At 58.9% G+C, this 17,754-nt stretch carries 21 protein-coding genes and 1 pseudogene; all 22 read left to right on the top strand.

Features of this window, described 5'->3' with window-relative positions; all coding sequences use genetic code 11:
* The 22 genes and pseudogenes from AWM79_RS12435 (at position 1) to AWM79_RS12340 (ending at position 17,750) form a co-directional block, all read left to right on the top strand.
* Positions 1 to 456 carry a GspH/FimT family pseudopilin gene (locus AWM79_RS12435; protein ID WP_017132007.1) on the top strand — a complete coding sequence of 152 codons (456 nt, stop codon included), beginning with the start codon at positions 1 to 3 and terminating at the stop codon, positions 454 to 456.
* Complete coding sequence (locus AWM79_RS12430; RefSeq protein ID WP_017132006.1) at positions 453 to 824, top strand: type IV pilus modification PilV family protein; 372 nt, start codon at positions 453 to 455, stop codon at positions 822 to 824. The genes AWM79_RS12435 and AWM79_RS12430 overlap by 4 nt, the downstream gene beginning before the upstream one ends.
* Positions 821 to 1,450: a prepilin-type N-terminal cleavage/methylation domain-containing protein gene (locus tag AWM79_RS12425; protein WP_017132005.1), complete on the top strand. Its 630-nt coding sequence runs from the start codon at positions 821 to 823 to the stop codon at positions 1,448 to 1,450. Before AWM79_RS12430 ends, AWM79_RS12425 begins: the two co-directional genes overlap by 4 nt.
* Entirely contained in the window at positions 1,447 to 2,157 is a 711-nt protein-coding gene (locus AWM79_RS12420; protein WP_060782975.1) for a hypothetical protein, read from the top strand. The genes AWM79_RS12425 and AWM79_RS12420 overlap by 4 nt, the downstream gene beginning before the upstream one ends.
* A complete protein-coding gene (locus tag AWM79_RS12415; RefSeq protein WP_017132003.1) occupies positions 2,154 to 3,242 on the top strand; it encodes a PilN domain-containing protein in 1,089 nt (362 codons plus the stop codon). The genes AWM79_RS12420 and AWM79_RS12415 overlap by 4 nt, the downstream gene beginning before the upstream one ends.
* Positions 3,217 to 3,840 carry a type II secretion system protein GspM gene (gene gspM, locus AWM79_RS12410; RefSeq protein ID WP_017132002.1) on the top strand — a complete coding sequence of 208 codons (624 nt, stop codon included), beginning with the start codon at positions 3,217 to 3,219 and terminating at the stop codon, positions 3,838 to 3,840. The genes AWM79_RS12415 and gspM overlap by 26 nt, the downstream gene beginning before the upstream one ends.
* Positions 3,837 to 4,337, top strand: a complete 501-nt coding sequence (locus AWM79_RS12405) for a hypothetical protein (RefSeq protein WP_017132001.1) — start codon at positions 3,837 to 3,839, stop codon at positions 4,335 to 4,337. Before gspM ends, AWM79_RS12405 begins: the two co-directional genes overlap by 4 nt.
* A 57-nt stretch (positions 4,338 to 4,394) precedes the next feature.
* Entirely contained in the window at positions 4,395 to 6,647 is a 2,253-nt protein-coding gene (gspD, locus tag AWM79_RS12400) for a type II secretion system secretin GspD (protein WP_060782974.1), read from the top strand.
* A gap of 272 nt (positions 6,648 to 6,919) precedes the next feature.
* Positions 6,920 to 7,780, top strand: coding sequence for a ParA family protein (locus tag AWM79_RS12395; protein WP_060782973.1), 861 nt, complete (start codon positions 6,920 to 6,922; stop codon positions 7,778 to 7,780).
* 1 nt (position 7,781) lies between these two features.
* Entirely contained in the window at positions 7,782 to 8,525 is a 744-nt protein-coding gene (locus AWM79_RS12390; RefSeq protein WP_060782972.1) for a hypothetical protein, read from the top strand.
* A 3-nt stretch (positions 8,526 to 8,528) separates the two neighbouring features.
* Positions 8,529 to 9,227 (top strand): DUF2786 domain-containing protein, encoded by a 699-nt coding sequence (locus tag AWM79_RS12385; RefSeq protein WP_208599949.1) that lies wholly within the window; start codon positions 8,529 to 8,531, stop codon positions 9,225 to 9,227.
* A complete protein-coding gene (gene dnaB, locus AWM79_RS12380; protein ID WP_060782970.1) occupies positions 9,224 to 10,573 on the top strand; it encodes a replicative DNA helicase in 1,350 nt (449 codons plus the stop codon). The genes AWM79_RS12385 and dnaB overlap by 4 nt, the downstream gene beginning before the upstream one ends.
* Positions 10,570 to 10,761 carry a hypothetical protein gene (locus AWM79_RS24380; protein WP_082712613.1) on the top strand — a complete coding sequence of 64 codons (192 nt, stop codon included), beginning with the start codon at positions 10,570 to 10,572 and terminating at the stop codon, positions 10,759 to 10,761. Before dnaB ends, AWM79_RS24380 begins: the two co-directional genes overlap by 4 nt.
* Positions 10,751 to 11,254, top strand: a complete 504-nt coding sequence (locus AWM79_RS12375) for a hypothetical protein (RefSeq protein ID WP_060782969.1) — start codon at positions 10,751 to 10,753, stop codon at positions 11,252 to 11,254. The genes AWM79_RS24380 and AWM79_RS12375 overlap by 11 nt, the downstream gene beginning before the upstream one ends.
* Positions 11,251 to 11,496: a hypothetical protein gene (locus AWM79_RS12370; protein WP_060782968.1), complete on the top strand. Its 246-nt coding sequence runs from the start codon at positions 11,251 to 11,253 to the stop codon at positions 11,494 to 11,496. Before AWM79_RS12375 ends, AWM79_RS12370 begins: the two co-directional genes overlap by 4 nt.
* An 88-nt stretch (positions 11,497 to 11,584) precedes the next feature.
* Positions 11,585 to 11,788: pseudogene (locus AWM79_RS24375) on the top strand (nucleoid-associated protein); the annotation flags it as partial.
* A 36-nt stretch (positions 11,789 to 11,824) separates the two neighbouring features.
* Positions 11,825 to 12,061: an Arc family DNA-binding protein gene (locus AWM79_RS25935; RefSeq protein ID WP_060782967.1), complete on the top strand. Its 237-nt coding sequence runs from the start codon at positions 11,825 to 11,827 to the stop codon at positions 12,059 to 12,061.
* Entirely contained in the window at positions 12,058 to 13,809 is a 1,752-nt protein-coding gene (locus AWM79_RS12360) for a ParB family protein (RefSeq protein ID WP_060782966.1), read from the top strand. Before AWM79_RS25935 ends, AWM79_RS12360 begins: the two co-directional genes overlap by 4 nt.
* A 28-nt stretch (positions 13,810 to 13,837) precedes the next feature.
* Complete coding sequence (locus AWM79_RS12355) at positions 13,838 to 14,548, top strand: DUF2857 domain-containing protein (RefSeq protein WP_060782965.1); 711 nt, start codon at positions 13,838 to 13,840, stop codon at positions 14,546 to 14,548.
* The gene (locus AWM79_RS12350) at positions 14,545 to 15,861 is read left to right on the top strand and encodes an STY4528 family pathogenicity island replication protein (RefSeq protein WP_060782964.1); all 1,317 of its coding nucleotides are present in this window, start codon (positions 14,545 to 14,547) and stop codon (positions 15,859 to 15,861) included. The genes AWM79_RS12355 and AWM79_RS12350 overlap by 4 nt, the downstream gene beginning before the upstream one ends.
* Positions 15,862 to 16,464: 603 nt before the next feature.
* Positions 16,465 to 17,187, top strand: a complete 723-nt coding sequence (locus AWM79_RS12345) for a PFL_4669 family integrating conjugative element protein (protein WP_060782963.1) — start codon at positions 16,465 to 16,467, stop codon at positions 17,185 to 17,187.
* Between the two features lie 5 nt (positions 17,188 to 17,192).
* Entirely contained in the window at positions 17,193 to 17,750 is a 558-nt protein-coding gene (locus tag AWM79_RS12340) for a DUF3158 family protein (protein ID WP_060783980.1), read from the top strand.
* The last annotated feature ends 4 nt before the right edge of the window (positions 17,751 to 17,754 follow it).

Genomic DNA, 17,754 nt, shown 5'->3' with positions numbered 1-17,754 from the left:
ATGGCCGACCTGGGCGCCACACGGGGTTTCACCCTGCTGGAAATGCTGGTGGTGATCCTGATCATCTCGATCGGAACCAGTCTGCTGGCCCACAGTGTGACCGGTGGCCTGGACAACGCTCGTGAACGCCAGGCCAAGCGCGAGCTAAGCCTGGCGCTGCGCAGTGTCCGCAGCCAAGCGGTGCTGAGCGGACAACCGACCACTTTGCACTTCGACCTGCGGCGCGACAGCTACCGGATAGGCCACCAGGCCGAACACTTTCTGCCCGAGGGCATGCACTTGCGTCTGACCACTGCCGTCGACCTGTCGTCGTCCCGGGACGGAGCAGTCGAGTTCTATCCGGACGGCGGCTCCAGTGGCGGCAACGTTTACCTGGAGCGTGGTCCGAACAGCTGGCGGGTAGATATCGCCTGGCTGACCGGCAAGGTCAGTTGGCAGGATGGGGCACAGCCATGAAAACATCGACCCAGAGCGGTTTTACCCTGCTGGAAATGCTCGCGGCGGTGGTCTTGCTGAGCATCGGCTTTGCCATTTATCTCAACGCGATGGGCACCACGAGCCAGGCCTTGCTGCGCGACGAACAGAGCACCCGCATGGCGCTGCTGGCCAGGAGCCTTTTCGACGACCGCGGCCATGGGCCGCTCAAGCCGGGGCACTGGCAAGGCAACCTGGCGCAGGTGCAATGGCAACTCACCGCGACCGCACAACCCGCTACCCCACCGGTGGACCTGTATCGACTGGAGCTGGTGCTGGAACAAGGCACCCGACAGGAGCGCTTCGTCACCTGGCGCGCCCAGGGGCGGATCGTGAGAGTCCAGCCATGACGTCCCGGTTGCGTGGGTTCACCTTGTTGGAAGTGCTGATCGCGCTGAGCCTGCTCGGCTTGCTGATGGTGCTGATCGCCTCGGCACTGAGCGCCAGCAGCCGCACGCAAGTCTTCGGCGAACGTTATTCCAGCCGTCTGGAGGAGATCCGTTCGGCGCAGAATTTTCTCCGAAACACGGTGCAACAGGCCCATCCGATAGTGTTTCTGCGCGACACGAAAAACAACGACTGGATGTTCGAGGGCGAGCGCGAACAGATGCGCTTTGTCGCCCCACTGCCGCCGCGACTTGCGGGAGGCATGCCCTTGCAGGTGTTCTCGGTGATTGAAAACCGGCGCAGTTCAAAGGATCTGCAAGTGGCTTTCTTCCAGATCGACGAGCGCGCCCTGCATCCTTGGGGCGAGCCGCAGATCCTGCTGCACGGACTGGATAAATGGCGGTTGAGCTACCGGGGCTTGGACGAGCAGTCGCAAGCCACCGGCTGGCTGCCACGCTGGCCTTGGCCAACGCGCCTACCGCAGGCGTTGCGTATCGAATTGCAGGTCAGCGGCGCCATCGCCTGGCCCCCTCTGGTGGTGCTCATCCGCATGAACCTGGGCGGCAATGACGCTCAGGCCTCGCGATGAACAGCGCACGCGGGGCCGCCCTGGTCCTGGCGCTCTGGGCCCTGGCGCTGCTAAGCCTGATGATGGCCGTGGCGGTGGGCACGGTGCGCCTGGAAAACCGCCAGAGCGCCTATGCCTTGCAGCACGCCCGCGCCCTGCTCGCCGCCGAGTCCGGCCTGGCGCTGGTGGTGCAAGACCTGTCGAGCAAAACGCCCCGAATAATTGCCGATGGCCGCCGCTATCGCCTGAACGTCGAAGACGCCCAGGTCAGCGTCGAACTGCACAGCGAACGCGGCAAGCTGGACCTGAACCAGGTCAGCCCCGAAGACTTCAACCGGGTCGTGCGTTATCTGGGCGCCAGCCCCGCTCAAGGCAAGAAGCTGACCCGCGAGCTGCTGGCACGGCGCAATGGAAGCCGCCCGATAAGGGCCGTCGAAGAGTTTCAGTTGTTTGCCGCCATGGATCGCCAACTCTACGCGCGACTGGCCCCGAACCTGACACCGTGGACAGGGCTGGCACAACCCGACCCGAGCCTAGCTACCGCGCCACTGCGCGCCGCGCTCAAGCTGGCGGCGCCCGCAATCGCAAGCCCGGCAGGGCCAATCTACAACGCACAGATACAGGCAACATTACCAGCGACTGTTGCGGCCAATCTCAACGTGACGTTTCTGCTCAACCCCCAGGCGGAGGGTACGCAACTCTATCGCGTGCTGCGGTGGCAAGAATGAAGCCGCCAGAAAGTCGCTGGCGCGCCGCGCTACTGGGTGCCACGCGCCACTTCTCACAACAATGGCGTGCCTCGCGCCTGCCGGTGTTCCTGCGTTGGTGGCGAGGAGAACTGCTGGGCTGCCTACCTCGGCGCTGGCACGCGCGCCTGGCATCGGCGAACCAGGAACACCTGCTGCGCTGGCACGAAGGAGCATGGCGCCATGACTCCACTGCCGATCGGCCGGCGGGGAGTCGCCGCCAAGTCTTGTTGATGCCCTACGAACAGGTGATGCTCGCCCACGTGCAACTCCCTCGGGCAGCCGCCGCACAAGCCCATGCGGCGCTGGCCTTCGAGATGGACAAGTACACGCCGTTCAAGGCCGACCAGGTCTATTTCGATAGCGTCCGCGATCCGACCGTGGACCGTGCCCGAGCAGTATTCGAGCTGACCCTGGTGGTCGCCCTGCGCGAACGGATCGACGCAATTCTGGAGGAGGCCGCACAAACCGGATGGCGCATCGATGCCATCGACGCACAAGATCGCGACGGCTCACGCTTGAACGTCAACTTGCTACCGGCCCAACGCCGCCCCCAGACCCGTCACCCGACTCGACGACTGCAACTCGGATTGGCCCTGCTCAGTGCCGGCCTGTCGGTAGCCGCCATGCTGATGTGGGTGCATAACCGCCAGTCGGCGCTGGATGTCATGAAGGCCCAGGTCACCGCACTGCGCAACGACACCCAGCAGATTCAGACGTTGCGCCGACAACTCGATGAGCAGCTCGACACCGGACGCTACGTGCAAACACAAAAAGCCCTGTCGCTGTCCAAAACCGCATTGCTGCAAGAATTGACCACCTGCATTCCCACCGACACCTGGCTGGAGCAGTTGGACATCGACGCCCAAGGCACCCTGACTCTCAGCGCACAAAGCAGTCAGGCCAGCGACCTGATCGCCAAGATGAAGACCTGTGCGACCCTGCGGGACCTGCAATTTCAGGGGGCGATCCAGGCCGACGCGACCACCGGCCAGGACCGCCTCAATCTCACCGCACGCCTGCGTCCCCCGGAGGAGCAACATGCCGCTGCGCCTGACACGCCGTGACCAACGCGGCGCGGCCTTGATGCTGGCCGTACTGTGCCTGATCGCCGCCTATTTCATCGGTATCCATTGGTGGTTCACCGCGCCGCTACAGTCGATCAGCGCTGATATGGAGGCGCTGCGCGCCCAGCACCAACGCTACCAGGCTCTTGAACACCAACGCCCGCTACTGGAGGCACAACTGGTCCAAGCCCGCAACCTACCGGCGAGCAACGACAGCCTGTTGCCGGACTCCGATGCCGGCGCCGCCACCGCGCAACTTATGCAACAAGTGGCCTCCAGCCTGCAGGCCCTGCCTGCGCAGAGCGGCGTTTGCACAATGAGCAATCGCATGCCGCTTGCGGTCGGCGATACCGCGCCCTATCGCCAAGTCAAGGTCAGCATCAACCTGGACTGTGCCATAGAGCCCCTCGTGATGTTGCTCCACGGGTTGGAAAACCAGCACATTTCACTGTTTGTCGAGGCCCTCAGCATTCGCCAGAATCCGGCCCAGACTCCCGAAAACACTTATCGCCTGGCGGTACAGTTGCAAATCGGTGCCTACCTGAACAACCCGCCGGATAAAAACCTCGCCCCCGCCAACGGGGAGCCACCTGCATGAAAACCCCGGACCGCCTCACGCTCTGGCTGGGGGTTTTCGTGGCATCGACCGCCACCTTGTGCCTGGCCTTGCTCGAAGGACTGGGCGCGCAAATCGAGTGGTATCCCGAGCAGGCGCATCTGCCGCCGGCGGTGCCTCCTGTAGCCGTGACGGTCGAAACGTCGCCACCGCTGTCGTCCTATGCCGGGATTTGGGAGCGCTCGCTGTTCAACCGTGATCGCAAGCCCGACCCAACGAATTCGCTAGCTACGGGCGAACACGATACGCAATCGCTCGCCGGCCTTTCGCTGAACGGCGTCGCCGTCTCCGCGACCCTGCGCAGGGCTCTGTTCAAGAGCCGAGAGGGCAAGAACCTGAGCGTGGCCGAAGGCGAAACCCTGCCCAACGGCTGGCGGGTCGAACGGATAACCGCTGAAAAAGTCTCGCTGAGCTTCCAGTCCACCGAGCAGGAACTGAGCATCCCCGTTTTGAAATTGCCGGCCACGGCCGTGCATTAACACCACGCCAGTGCATGACACTTTGGGCGCCGGACGCCTCTACAAGGATGAATCAATGTGATCGAGCGTATCGTCTGTCCCTACCTTATCGGTTGCCTCTTGCTCTCGGGCTGCGTCGCGCCGGTGACCGATGATAGTCAAGACGACTCACTGATCCGGCAAGGCCTGGCCGGCACGGGGGCTGATCGTCCGCCTCTGGCGACGGCAATGTCGTCAGCTTCCCTCGCCGTGCCGCTTCAGGCCCCGGCGGCCTCCGGATCACAGATCATCAGGGGCAACCAGGGCCTGCTGGCCCGCGATGGCGCCACGGTCAAACCGCACCCCGTGCCGGCTGGCGACAACGGGACAATGTTCAACTTCGCCGGCGTGCCGATCCAGGCGGTGATCAACACCATCCTCGGCGATGTACTCAAACAGAACTACAGCATCGGCCAGGGCGTGACCGGGGACGTGACCTTCTCGACTTCAAGGCCTGTGGACAAGGCCCAGGCGTTTTCCATCCTCGAGACCCTGTTGTCCTGGACCAACAACGCGATCATCCGCCAGGGCGAGCGTTATCTGATCCTCCCGGCCAACCAGGCGGTCGCGGGCCAACTCACCCCCCGCCAATCGATCCCGGAGCCGGGCAGCGGCCTGAGTGCGCGATTTTTCGTACTGGACTATATCTCGCCGTTGGAGATGCAAAAACTGCTCAAACCGTTTGCCCGGGAGAACGCTTTCCTAGTCGTCGACACTTCGCGCAACGTGTTGGTGATGGCGGGCACGCCGGAGGAGTTGAACAATTACCAGCAGACCATCAATACCTTCGACGTCAACTGGCTGCAGGGCATGTCCATCGGCGTGTTTGGTCTCAAACGCGCCAATGTGAGCCAACTGATGCCCGAGCTGGATCGCCTGTTCGGCGCCCAGAGCGGCACACCGCTGGCAGGTATGTTGCGTTTCCTGCCGATCGAACGCACCAACGCGATTGTCGCTATTTCCCCGCAAGCCGAATACCTGAACGACGTCCGCCGCTGGATCGACACCATTGATCAGGGCGGCGGTGACGAACCGCAGATGTATGTCTATGACGTGCGCAACATGAAGGCTACGGACCTGGCCCGCTACCTGCGCCAGATCTACAACGACGAATCGGTCACCGAAGAGGCCGCAGCGCAGGTCGCGCCGGGGTTGCGCACCGTGACCCTGACCAGCAACGGTTTCGGCGGCAGCTCGGGCGGTGCCTCGGGCATCGGTAACGGGCTGCCCACCAACGGCAGCGGCGGCCCGGGTTTGCCGCCGCCTATGAGCAGCTCGGCAGATACCCGTATCGCCTCAGAGCGCACCAGCGACGATCTGCAACTGGGAGCTCCCGCCACCAACAATGCCGCCAGAGGCCCGGACAATGCCAACAACCCGACCAATTCGGTGCGTATCACCGCGCAAAAAAGCAGCAACCAGTTGCTGGTGCGTAGCCGACCGACCCAGTGGGCCGAGATCCAGTCGGCCATCCAACGACTCGACAATCCACCGATGCAGGTGCAGATCGAAACCCGGATACTGGAAGTCGGCCTCAGCGGCTCGCTGAACCTGGGGGTGCAGTGGTATCTCGGACGCCTGGCCGCAAACTCGGCGACCAAAGGTATTGAAAACGTCTCCGGCAGCCAGGGTGCGCTGGGACGTGGCGGTGCCGCGCTGGGTGCTACCGACTCGTTGTTCTACTCGTTCGTCAGCAACAACCTGCAAGTGGCCTTGCACGCCCTGGAAACCAACGGCAATACCCGCGTGCTGTCCGCTCCGTCGCTGGTGGTCATGAACAACCAGCAGGCGCAGATCCAAGTCGGCGACAACATCCCGATCAACCAGACCACCATCAATACCAACACCACCACCATCAGTACCAGTTCGGTGCAATACATCCAGACGGGCGTGATCCTCGACGTGGTGCCGCGGATCAATCCGGGTGGCCTGGTGTACCTGGATATCCAACAGCAAGTCAGCGATGCCAGCAACACCGTCGATGCCAACGGCAACCCGACCATCTCGACCCGCGCTGTCTCGACGCAAGTGGCGGTACAAAGCGGACAAACCATCTTGCTCGGCGGCCTGATCAAGCAGAACGAAAATGGCACCGACAACAGCGTGCCGTACCTGGGGCGGATTCCTGGCCTGCAGTGGTTGTCCGGCAACACCCAACGTCAGCGTGGACGCTCGGAGCTGATCGTGCTGATCACGCCACGGGTGATCACCGGCAACGGCGAGGCGAGGCAGATTACCGATGAGTATCGCCAGCAGTTGCAACTGATGACACCGATAAAGGCCAACCACTAGCCATTGTCATGATGGAAGGGAAGGAGCTTGCCTGGCCTCTGAAGCTCATTCGCTTTTTTGCAGGCAAAAAAACCCGGAAATCCTCACTTGCGTGGGCCTTCCGGATTTTCTAAACCGCCAAAATATGGTGGGTCGTGTGGGATTCGAACCTACGACCAATTGGTTAAAAGACAATTGGGCTATAGGATCGCTGAAAGCTCCGTAAATACAGGTCCTCCACGCTACGAGCATGGCTTCGCAGCCTCTAATGTCCCCCATTAGAGGCTTCAAAAATGAAAATCGTATCGGTCGTTTCGACCAAAGGCGGTACCGGCAAGACCACAACCTCCGGCAATCTCGGCGCGTTATGCGCCGATGCCGGACTTCGAACCCTTCTGATCGACCTGGACCCTGTCCAGCCCTCCCTTTCGTCGTATTACCAGTTGGTCGAGGAGGCGCAGGGCGGCATCTACGACCTGCTCGCCTTCAACGTAACGGACTTTGATCGAATCGTTTCGAGTACTTCGATCCCTAACCTCTCCCTGGTGCTGTCGAACGACGCAAACAACCAGCTCATAAACTTGCTGCTACAGGCACCCGACGGGCGGTTGCGTCTCGCCAACCTGATGCCTGCGTTCAGAGATCATTTCGATCTGATATTGATCGACACCCAAGGGGCCCGCTCGGCCATGTTGGAAATGGTCATCCTAGCCTCTGACCTGGCGATATCGCCGCTTCCACCGAACATGCTCGCCGCGCGGGAGTTCAGCCGCGGCACCATGCAGATGCTGGAGGGGCTGCGTGCGTATGGGCGGCTGGGCCTCAATATTCCACCAGTTCATATCGTGGTTAACAATCTCGACCGGACCAATGACTCACAGATGATTGAACAGTCGGTTCGTGAAATATTCCAGGACAATCCAGAAATCGATGTCCTGGACACCACCATCCCGGCAGCCGTGATTTTTCGTAACTCCTCAACCCGTGGCATACCTGCCCACCGGCTGCAGTACAAAAAGCCTGCCGATCAAGTCGCTCCGTCGGCCCTGACGATCTTTCGTAATCTGGCTATCGAAGTCTTCCCTGAATGGCGTGATCGCTTCGAGGCCATGACCGAGGAAAAAGTGGCCGCGCTGGTGAAGGAGGGTCGTTGATATGGCGAAGCCATCCATTACCGACGCAAGCGGCATTCCCGCCGATGTCGTTCTGCAGTTGGGCAAATACTACAGCGCTCAAAGTCTGCGTAGCTTGCAAGCCAAACTCACCAGCACCGTTCGGGAGATCCGTGGTTTGACCGGTGGCAGCACCTTACCCGGTCGAATTGGCGAAAAACTGAGTCTGGAGCAAATTCACCTTCTGCGAGATGCGGCCAAGCTGATCGAGTCGGTGAACACCAACATCGAGCACGCCAAGGAGAAACGCAAGCGCGACGAAAACGAAGCCAAGCGTCGCCAAGCAGCGCGGGATGCCCAGGCGAAACGTCTCGTGGCTGAAACATTCCCTCTGCCATACGAGTCACTGGATCAGATCCTGGAGATCTTGAAGACCGCGTTGAACTTCAATCGCGCAGGCCTGTTCCTGGATTTCTACTCCGCCCTTGAGTACAACCTCAATCTCAGAAACGACCTTTCCCAGGACAGAACCCGAAAGCTCATAGGCTGGAACAAACCGCAAGACTACTGGATGAGCATCGTGCGCTCATTGCGCAATGAATTTATGCAGACGGTAGAGCATGAGATCGGCTACGACGATGGCTCCACTGTTCAGGAACGACTCCACGCACTGAAACAAAAAGTCGCGGACCGCCTTTCGGTGATCCACCTCTCTGCTGACGAAGAGGAGACACTGCGCCTCTGGTCGGAAGCGCTCTCCCCTGCTGAAAAGCAGGAAGGGGCGTGAATGATGGACAAGCAGAAAGTCTTGGACAAAGTCGCCAAGTGCTTCGCGCTGGCGAACTCCAAAGGTGCTTCACCGACCGAGGCCGAAACCGCACTGCGTCAGGCCAGGGCGTTGATGAAGCAGTACAACCTCGAATCCTCGGAGGTGGCGGCACATTCGATTGATGAGGTCAGCGTCGCGACCGGTACAAAACGCGCACCGCCAGACTGGGCGCACCGTCTGGCAGCCATCTGTGCTCAGGCCTTCGACGGATCATACCTAGCCTACTTCAACCCATCGAAAGGATGGTCGTTCAAGTTCCTGGGCAAGGGCATCTCCCCCGAGCTGACCGCACATGCCTATTCGGCACTTCACCACCAGTTGGTAGCCGCTCGCCAAACATTTGTTGCCGAGCAGAAGCGCTGCCAGCTGAAAACCAAACGTCGTCGCGGTCAACTGTTCGCCGAAGGCTGGTTGAACGCGGTCACCTACAAAATAATCGAATTCTCCGGTTCGACGGATAAAACGACTGACCAAGAAATCAAGGCTTATCTGGACCTCCATCACCCCACCATAAGTCTCAAGGACATTGACCCACTTGAGGCCCGAGGACACGACACAGGCTCGCTCACTGCTGGCTGGAGACAAGGGCAGAAGGTCAGCCTACATCGTGGTGTTGGACAGAGCAGCCAAGCAGCACGTCTAATGGGAGGTGGCAAATGAATCACCTCGATCTCTCACCGCCGTATTCGATAGAGGCGGAACAAGGTGTCCTGGGCGGTCTATTGCTGGACAACAACACCTGGGATCTTGTCGCGGACAGGCTGCTGCCCGAAGACTTTTTTCAGCATGGGCACCGGGTGCTGTTCAGAGCGATGGCCACGCTTTCCAGCAAATCCGTTCCGTTCGATGTAGTGACGGTGCATGACGCTCTGGAAACGCCTTCCGAGGCGGGAGGTCTGCCATATCTGGTCGAGTTGGCCAAGAACATCCCGTCAGTGGCCAACATTGAGCATTACGCACACATCGTGCGCAATCGCTCACAGCTTCGGCAACTGATGTCCGTGGGCTTTCAATGCTCTCGCGAAGCGACTAACCCTCAAGCTGATGCAACCGAGGTTCAGGAGTCGATCGAGCAGCAACTGTTCGCCCTCGGTGAAGGAAAGAACTCATCGGACTTTGTGAATATCAACCAATGCCTGAAGACTGTCGTCGAACAGATCGACGAGCACTTCAACGGTAACGTCACCGTCACGGGCGTGCCCTCGGGGCTGGATGATCTGGACGATATGACCTCCGGCTTCCAGGAGGCAGATCTCATCATCGTTGGTGCTCGACCGTCGATGGGCAAGACGTCCTTGGCATTGAATTTCGTGGACACCGCCCTGCACAAGAAGCCCGACCGGACGGTTCAGGTCTTCAGTTTAGAGATGCCGGCGAAAGCACTCCTCTATCGACTGATGGCCGTGCTCGGGCACCTCGATCTAGGGAAGCTGCTGAAGGGCAAGCTCGATGACGAGGACTGGCCGAAACTGACCCTCGCTGTCGGGCGAATCAACGACTACGGCGAACGCCTGGTCATCGACGATTCGTCGGACCTCACGCCGGCGGCGCTTCGAGCCAAATCGCGCCGCGCGGCACGCCGCTTCGGGCACCCGTCCCTGATCATGATCGATTACCTGCAGCTTATGCGCTGTCCAGGCCAGGAAAACAGGGCCAACGAGATCGGCGCTATCTCTCAGTCGCTCAAGGCCTTGGCCAAAGAGATGAATTGCCCGGTCATTGCCCTTTCCCAACTAAACCGGGAGCTGGAGCGCCGCCCAAACAAACGCCCGATCAACGCGGACCTACGTGATGGCGGGGCAATCGAGCAAGACGCCGATGTCATCCTGTTCGTATACCGCGACGAGGTCTATCACCCGCAAACCGAGTTCAAGGGCATAGCCGAACTGATCATCGGCAAGGCTCGCAATGGCCCTACCGGGACCGTACGCACAGCCTTTATCCCTCACCAAACCCGCTTTGCAAATCTCAGCGCCAGCAGCGGCTGGCAGGGAGCCCGTATATGACAACCCTTGATCCGAAACCCATGACGCACTGGTGCAGTAGCTGCGACTCCCACTACCAACGTCACCAAGTACGTCACTGCATTCCCGCCCCGACGTCCCCCGATGGTGAGGTTGAGGTCAACATCTGCCCACAGTGCGGCAGCTACGATGTCGTGGAACTCAAGGACGAGGTGGCCCATGCACGGTAGCGCATCAACCTTCCCGTTGATCCCGGCTGGCTCGTCGTTTGAGGATTCAGCGGTCGTTCACGCCCATAGAGCCGGTATCAACCCGGTGGAACTGGACGCTCTTGCACAGGCAATCGGTCGTCTTGCCCGTGACCAGAGCACTGTGGTGCCGGCGAGCATGCAGGACGACCTGCTGGAGTTCGCACGACTCGGTTATGTCGAGCTGACCACCACGAGCTGCGGAACACTCTCGGTCGACCTAGTTTGCGCCAGCGCCCTGCTGTCCAGTTACTTCTGGTCGGTGTGGATTCCACGCTACTTGCGGAGCTGCGCGTTGCAGGTGGCGGTGATGCCCCACCTGGAGCCCAAGGTCGATGTTCAACATTGCACGGTGATTTTTCGCCTGCCTGGTCCTCGGGAGGCAACACGGCAGTTCCTCAATGACCTGGGTACCCACTTCCCTGGCGATGAAGTCGAGATCATTGCCATCCAAGTGGGGAATGCACTGTCATGACCCCCCCGATCATTAGTCCTTTACATGCCAGCAAGAACCTTCAGCGCCTGGTGGCGTTCGCCATCGCCCATGGCTGGAGCGTCACTCGCACGCCAGGCGGACACATCAAGTTCACCAAGATTGGTCGTGGATCGATCTTCACCTCTTCGACAGCCAGCGACTACCGCTCTGGCCCGAAAGCAACCGCGCGCCTTCGTCGCGCGGATCGTACGTCGTCACAACATTCGCAGGAGACAATCTGATGCCTATTCGCCACGCCATTGTCCATTTGATCGACAAAAACCTGACGGCCAACCATCGGTTCTTCACCCTCGGGAGAATGGGTTGCCCGAGGACTACGGTCTCTCGCCGGAGATCCCGATGGACAAACGCATCCTCACCCAATTTCACCGACTTACCGGTCGCGCCGAAGGACTCTCCATCAGCTTCGAAGCTCACTTGCTCGGATCGAAGATCGAATACGACGAGGAAAAAGCCACGCTGGTGATTCACATGGTCCCAACGCAGCTACTTGACCAGTTGAAACGCCGCTGAAAAAGAGTCCCACAGAATCAGAAATTGGAGAACGCTATGACAATCCAACAACGTCAACTTGAGGAGAAATTCGTCGTCCGTCTCCCAGATGGAATGCGGAGCCGAATTGCAGAAAACGCACGAGCCAACGTTCGTTCTATGAACTCCGAAATCATTCATCGTTTGGAACGCGTCACCGAACTTGAATCGGCGCTTGAGCGAGCACACAAAATCATCGACCAGTTGCTGGTGGGTTCAACTTCATCCACCAAACAAACTGGGGCACAAGCATGAAACCTTCAACTGTCTCAATGAAGGAGCAGCTTCTGAAGCCGGCGTTTCAGCAAAATGCCCCCGTCGCACAACGTATGAGCGACCCGATCGTTGATACCCCAATGCTGCTGACGCTGGATGAAACGCTGCCCTACGACACCAATCCGCGAACTACGCGCAATCCGAAATATGACGAGATCAAAGAGTCAATCCGACATCGTGGACTTGATACACCGCCCCCGGTCACCCGGCGCCCAGGTGAAGATAAATTTCGCATTCGGAATGGTGGAAATACACGCCTGGCGATTCTCAATGAGTTGTACCGTGAGACCGGGGACGAGAAATTTTTCAAGTTCCACTGCCTATTTCGCCCCTGGGATAATGTCCGAGGAGAGATTATCTCTCTCACTGGGCACCTGGCTGAAAATGACCTTCAGGGTCAACTCCTGTTCATTGAACGTGCCATTGGGGTAGAAAAGACACGAGCGCTTTACGAGCAGGAGTCTGGATCGCCCATATCCCAAAGTGAGCTTTCTCGTCGTTTGAAAGCTGACGGGTATCCGGTTTCTCAACCACATATCAGTCGCATGCAGGACTCAATTCGTTACTTACTTCCCGCAGTTCCTACTCTGCTGTACTCAGGGCTTGGAGTAGATCGGATTTCGAAGCTGCTTGCTTTGCGAAAGACCGCTCATCAATGCTGGGAGCGAAATTACCAAGAGCAAGAACAGCACTTGGACTTCAACACCGTATTTCAAGATGTCTTATCCCAATTCGAGGGTGATGCCGAAGAGTTTCTATTCCAGCGTTTCCAGGACGAACTGATTGATCAGCTCAGAAAACCGCTGAACCTCGGTTACGAGAAAATACTGCTGGAAATCACCCAAAACCAGGATCAGCTCCGCAGATCGACACCTGTACTCGAAATACCTCAGAGTACATTCTACGGCGCAGGATCCGGGCAGGTAGCACAACCTCCGACAGGCAGTGAGAACACCAGCACCCCAGGTACTGCACAAGAACCACCAGCACCCGAGCCCCAAGAGTCCAAAGCACCAGGGAGCCTCGCACAACAAAAGCAGCCACCCGCCGCGCCTACGCCACCTCCCCCCCTGTCTTCGGAGGAACGGGAAGCCCGTCTGGACGGCCATGTGGCCAGCCCTGTTACGACCTCAGCGCGCGTCCAGCAGGTGAAACAACGGCTCGCCGCCATCGACGGCGAAGAGCTGCCGGACTTCGCAGCCAACGCACTGGTAGCGATTCCAGTGCAAGCCGGTGGACTGCACCCGATTTCAGACCTCTGGTACATCGAGCGAGAGATCGACACACCGGACCAGCTTCGTGCTCACATTGCACAACTCGCCCGGGAAATTGCCAGCTCAGTAGGCGCTCCTGGAGAAATCATCGAAGTCGAAGGCGGAATTGGATTCAGCTACAAGCATCCAGAGACAGAGCTTGAAGTCACTGCCACAGCTCAGAATACCTTGATGCTGCTCCAGTCCTTGAGCGGTTCGATTGCCATCGCTCTGAACATGATCCAGCAAAATCCCGCGCTCCAGGTGGAGGCACTAGCCGACTTCGAGTTCGCGGCGGGGCTTGGCCAACTGCTACTGGGACAGCCCACAACCAAAGATCAGCAACCCAGCAACTCAGGTCGGCTGAGCGACGGAGCCCTTGTGAAGCTGTTCCGAGTCGTTCGCTTGGCAAGGCGTCTGATTGACCTAGAAGTCAAATCGCTCACAGCGCCCACACCGCAGACCGATAGCTGATAACGGACGATCGCAGCAAGGAGTCGTAATGTCCAAGACACCGATCAACGAAGCCATTCTGTCGCAGATCCTGCACAACATGCGCAACGGCCAACTGAGACGCTGCATCGAGATGGGATTGGAACCGGAAATACTGGCCCAGCTCCAGCAGCCCTCGGTGTTGAGCCTACTACTCAACACCCCTGTTTCCTGGTGCACCGTCACGATTGACGCCGAAATATTGAAGAAACTTCTCACGGGAGCTCAGCGCTCCGATGAAGAAGTGCGGATGATTGAACGAGCATTGCGTCTGGGGGCTACCACCCAAATGCTGCAACAGTTCTTCGGTCTGTCCCCACAGGACGTTGCCCTGCAACGCCTGATCATGGGAGTGACGGCACGCAGAGGCCGGTGGCGGGAATTTAGCGAAGAGATGGATATCCAACTCTGGTACAGATGGACCCACCTGATGAATGAACATCAGGTCGTCGAACTGGAGGACAGCGTTCAGCTACTTGATATCGCCATGTTGGTTGCCGAGGAATTGAACTCACCTCAAGGCGGCAGCACTGATGAAAACCCCGAAAATCTGAGCTTGGCCATCATATGGAACCGGATCCAAACCTGGATCAAAGAGGGGCTCTATCCACCCCCGCAGGGAAACGCCTGGACCCCGCGCAAGCTCCAACTGGTCGCATCCCACCATCAACGGCGACAACAAACTGTAGCGACTTCGGCGGAAGGTGACTCCGAACTATGAAGTTGTCCCGGCTTCCATTGTCAGCGCTCTTGGACTCGGCTTCGGGCCACCTCGAGGCCCATTTGCTGTTGAAAAAAGAGCCAGCGCCTTCCGGGATCGCTGGCTCTGCCCCTTACTCTGGCATCATCTTCAGCGGGAACCCTCACGAGACCGTCCCTCGCCGCCTGCTCCTGGATGACCGACTGACGCCACTTGAGAGAAACACTTGGCAGGTATTTCGCCTACTGATCAACGATGACGGCTTAACGGCGTTCCCCACGTATGACCAGCTTCGTCCCTACCTGGGCATGCAACCCGGAAAGCCGGCATCGAGAGAAACCATTTCCAAGGCATTGGTGACTCTTCGCCTGACTCGTTGGCTCAGCCTGGGTCGACGTGTTCGCAATGACCTCAGCGGCCAAGTCCAAGGCAACGTCTATTTACTTCACGACGAACCGGTGACACCGGCGGAAGCCATGGAACTCGACAAGGATTATCTGCAGCTACTCAATCAGTCCTTGAAGCACCCAACCAAGGTCATACGTGAAGTCGCGGAAATCGCCAGTCGTGAATTTTCTGCCGATCCCGACGTCGGTCAGCGCTTACCAAGTCGTCTGGACATTGTCGAAGATCGCCTGAATGGCCAGTCATGGGTTAACGAGCAGGCGACCGCGACCCTAAGAGAACCTGAGTTCGGAATCCGAACTCAGCAGGATTCCCCTCAGTTGTCACTGAGTTCGGTATCCGAACTCAGTGACAACCCCGAGATAAATGGCACCTCTGACCCAAGTTCGGAATCCGAACTCAGTCGAAAAACACTGAGTTCGCACTCAGTTCGGCATCCGAACTCATATAGTACGTATACAGATACAAACAACGTTGTTTGTAAAAGCTCTGTACATGTACGGCCTGATGCCAATGAAACCGAGGCTGATTTGCTTCAAGCCCTGCATCGCCTATCGCCGGATCAAAAGCATCGCGCCTTGGCAGCGATGCAGAAGGTCCCGCCAGAGTTGAACCCCGCAGTCATCAAGCACTGGGTACACCGCTGCGACTCAGGAACGGTTAACAATCCCTTAGGTTACCTGTTGTCACTTGTCGCCATGGCTGTTCGTGGAGACTTCAACAGCAGTTGGAACCCTGATGACAAAGTCAACAAAAACCCTGTGGATCCGCCTGCTGGCCCGAGATCTGACGCGCCACCCAGACAGACATTTGCCCCGCCAGCAAAGGAGGTGGTTCCCCCACGTAGTCCTGAGTCGATACAGACCGCAAATCAAACGCTCAGCGAGATGTTGCATCTGCTGAAACCTCGCCGTAGCACACGCCCATGACTTCAGCCATAGGCCTGGTACGAGCAGGGGATGCGGCCCACATCACCCAACCAGGATCCGGCATCGGTATCGGCAGTGCACTGAGTGGCGCGGCCCGCACCACCTGACCAACTCAAAGCTATGCGGCCCGCATAGCTCTGGTGATGCGGCCCGCATCACACAACCAGGATCCGGCATCGGTGTCGGCAGGGCACTGAGTGGTGCCACCCGCACCACCTGACCAACTCAAAGCTATGCGGCCCGCATAGCTCTGGTGATGCGGCCCGCATCACACAACCAGGATCCGGCATCGGTGTCGGCAGGGCACTGAGTGGCGCGGCCCGCACCACCTGACCAACTCAAAGCTATGCGGCCCGCATAGCTCTGGTGATGCGGCCCGCATCACACAACCAGGATCCGGCATCGGTATCGGCAGTGCACTGAGTGGTGCCGCCCGCACCACCTGACCAACTCAAAGCTATGCGGCCCGCATAGCTCCTTCATAGAGAAAGGCAACCACCGCAACAAATCCCCTTCCGTCAGACAATCTATTTCTTGCTGCATCCGCAGCAGCCGAATTGCAGCATGGGCACATCACTCCTCTCCCCAAGGAAAAACTGCACCATGGTTGACACCTACCGGCTAAACATCGGCTCACTGCGCAGTGACGTGAAGCTCACCCTTCACACCCACCACGCCGCCAGGATTTGGATGGGACGCCAGAAGTCCGATCTCAAGCCCGGCATCATCGGATTGTCTGGCTTCTGCAACGTGGTCAACAAAATGGCCCGCGGCGCACAACAGGATGACCCCTATTCCGATTGGTGGCTGATCCTTCTGGAAGACAAGATCGGCGAATCCAAGGAATCGCTGAAAGTCATTGAAGATCGCCTGGACTCGGCGATGGCCAGTCTGCCGGCTGCGATCAGCATCAGCGAAAACCTCTCGATCCAACCCGTCAGCCTTCCCCTGTACATCTCCAACCCCATCGGATTCCAGGCGGTCTACCTGCTGACCGGCTACGACGAGATCGTTCGTCGCATCTTGCTGGCCCAGCACGTTGGGCTGGTCGGACGCCGCGATATGGAAGCCTGGATCGATGAGGGCGCGTCCGTGCTGCGCAAGCTGTTTGCACTGGCTCAGAACTATCGCTTCTCCGGTGCCGCTCGTGATGACTTCGCCGCGAACAATGCCAAGGCTGAAGCTGCCCGCAAGATGTACGAGCGCTACGGTGAACTGCCCCAGGACATCCTGGAAGGTACCCGCCGGTCGAACTTCGCCCCGCCCATCATTCGCGGCCAACAGCCAACCGAAGTGGAAGACCACTTCGACGACGCCGAGGACTGATGAACATGGGCCAGATCAACACCAATGACGGAACGCTGCAACAGGCTGCCTTCCGGCCACTGCAACAAGAAGCCTTCCAGCGACTGCAACAGGCCGCCTCACTAAAAGGCCTTTTAAAGCCTTTTAAAGGTAAGGGGGAACTGACTCAGTTTGCCGAGCAATGCCGGGCGCAGGAGTCGGGTTTGAAAGCGCTTGCCCAGGAAGTGCTGACCCAGGCCCGCCAATATCCATTCACCCTCGTCCCCGTCCGACTGACCGAGCAGAACACTCAAGCCGGCACTCAGTTTCTCAGGTGGCAACAGGTGACGGACCGGCGGATGGGCGTCGGTGTCTGGGCCGAGACGATGGGTGCTTCAAGAACCCCCGAATCACTGCTGCACGACCTTTACGCCATGGAGCTACAGCGCATCACGCTGAACATGCAGATGAGCCTGATTCACTCGATCACCAAACAGGCCGCCGAGTGCGCTGAAAAGATGGCCCAGGCAGAGGCCGTGTATGCCGCTCGCCTGCAGCAGCTCACAAACCCCAAACAACCCACGCAATCGGAGAGACCAGCGTGACAAG

The organism is Pseudomonas agarici (assembly GCF_001543125.1).
Lineage (GTDB): Bacteria > Pseudomonadota > Gammaproteobacteria > Pseudomonadales > Pseudomonadaceae > Aquipseudomonas > Aquipseudomonas agarici.
The sequence above is the reverse complement of the archived record's forward strand: the minus strand, read 5'-3'. Positions and strand labels throughout refer to the sequence as shown.

Bases quoted from the DNA above. Each gene is read 5' to 3' on its own strand.
- AWM79_RS25935 (WP_060782967.1), top strand. From the start codon at position 11,825: ATGACAATCCAACAACGTCAACTTGAGGAGAAATTCGTCGTCCGTCTC.
- AWM79_RS12340 (WP_060783980.1), top strand. From the start codon at position 17,193: ATGGGCCAGATCAACACCAATGACGGAACGCTGCAACAGGCTGCCTTC.
- AWM79_RS12385 (WP_208599949.1), top strand. From the start codon at position 8,529: ATGGACAAGCAGAAAGTCTTGGACAAAGTCGCCAAGTGCTTCGCGCTG.
- AWM79_RS12345 (WP_060782963.1), top strand. From the start codon at position 16,465: ATGGTTGACACCTACCGGCTAAACATCGGCTCACTGCGCAGTGACGTG.
- gspM (WP_017132002.1), top strand. From the start codon at position 3,217: ATGCCGCTGCGCCTGACACGCCGTGACCAACGCGGCGCGGCCTTGATG.
- AWM79_RS12355 (WP_060782965.1), top strand. From the start codon at position 13,838: ATGTCCAAGACACCGATCAACGAAGCCATTCTGTCGCAGATCCTGCAC.
- AWM79_RS24380 (WP_082712613.1), top strand. From the start codon at position 10,570: ATGACAACCCTTGATCCGAAACCCATGACGCACTGGTGCAGTAGCTGC.
- AWM79_RS12395 (WP_060782973.1), top strand. From the start codon at position 6,920: ATGAAAATCGTATCGGTCGTTTCGACCAAAGGCGGTACCGGCAAGACC.
- AWM79_RS12425 (WP_017132005.1), top strand. From the start codon at position 821: ATGACGTCCCGGTTGCGTGGGTTCACCTTGTTGGAAGTGCTGATCGCG.
- dnaB (WP_060782970.1), top strand. From the start codon at position 9,224: ATGAATCACCTCGATCTCTCACCGCCGTATTCGATAGAGGCGGAACAA.
- AWM79_RS12415 (WP_017132003.1), top strand. From the start codon at position 2,154: ATGAAGCCGCCAGAAAGTCGCTGGCGCGCCGCGCTACTGGGTGCCACG.
- AWM79_RS12370 (WP_060782968.1), top strand. From the start codon at position 11,251: ATGACCCCCCCGATCATTAGTCCTTTACATGCCAGCAAGAACCTTCAG.
- AWM79_RS12435 (WP_017132007.1), top strand. From the start codon at position 1: ATGGCCGACCTGGGCGCCACACGGGGTTTCACCCTGCTGGAAATGCTG.
- AWM79_RS12360 (WP_060782966.1), top strand. From the start codon at position 12,058: ATGAAACCTTCAACTGTCTCAATGAAGGAGCAGCTTCTGAAGCCGGCG.
- AWM79_RS12350 (WP_060782964.1), top strand. From the start codon at position 14,545: ATGAAGTTGTCCCGGCTTCCATTGTCAGCGCTCTTGGACTCGGCTTCG.
- AWM79_RS12390 (WP_060782972.1), top strand. From the start codon at position 7,782: ATGGCGAAGCCATCCATTACCGACGCAAGCGGCATTCCCGCCGATGTC.
- AWM79_RS12420 (WP_060782975.1), top strand. From the start codon at position 1,447: ATGAACAGCGCACGCGGGGCCGCCCTGGTCCTGGCGCTCTGGGCCCTG.
- AWM79_RS12375 (WP_060782969.1), top strand. From the start codon at position 10,751: ATGCACGGTAGCGCATCAACCTTCCCGTTGATCCCGGCTGGCTCGTCG.
- AWM79_RS12430 (WP_017132006.1), top strand. From the start codon at position 453: ATGAAAACATCGACCCAGAGCGGTTTTACCCTGCTGGAAATGCTCGCG.
- AWM79_RS12405 (WP_017132001.1), top strand. From the start codon at position 3,837: ATGAAAACCCCGGACCGCCTCACGCTCTGGCTGGGGGTTTTCGTGGCA.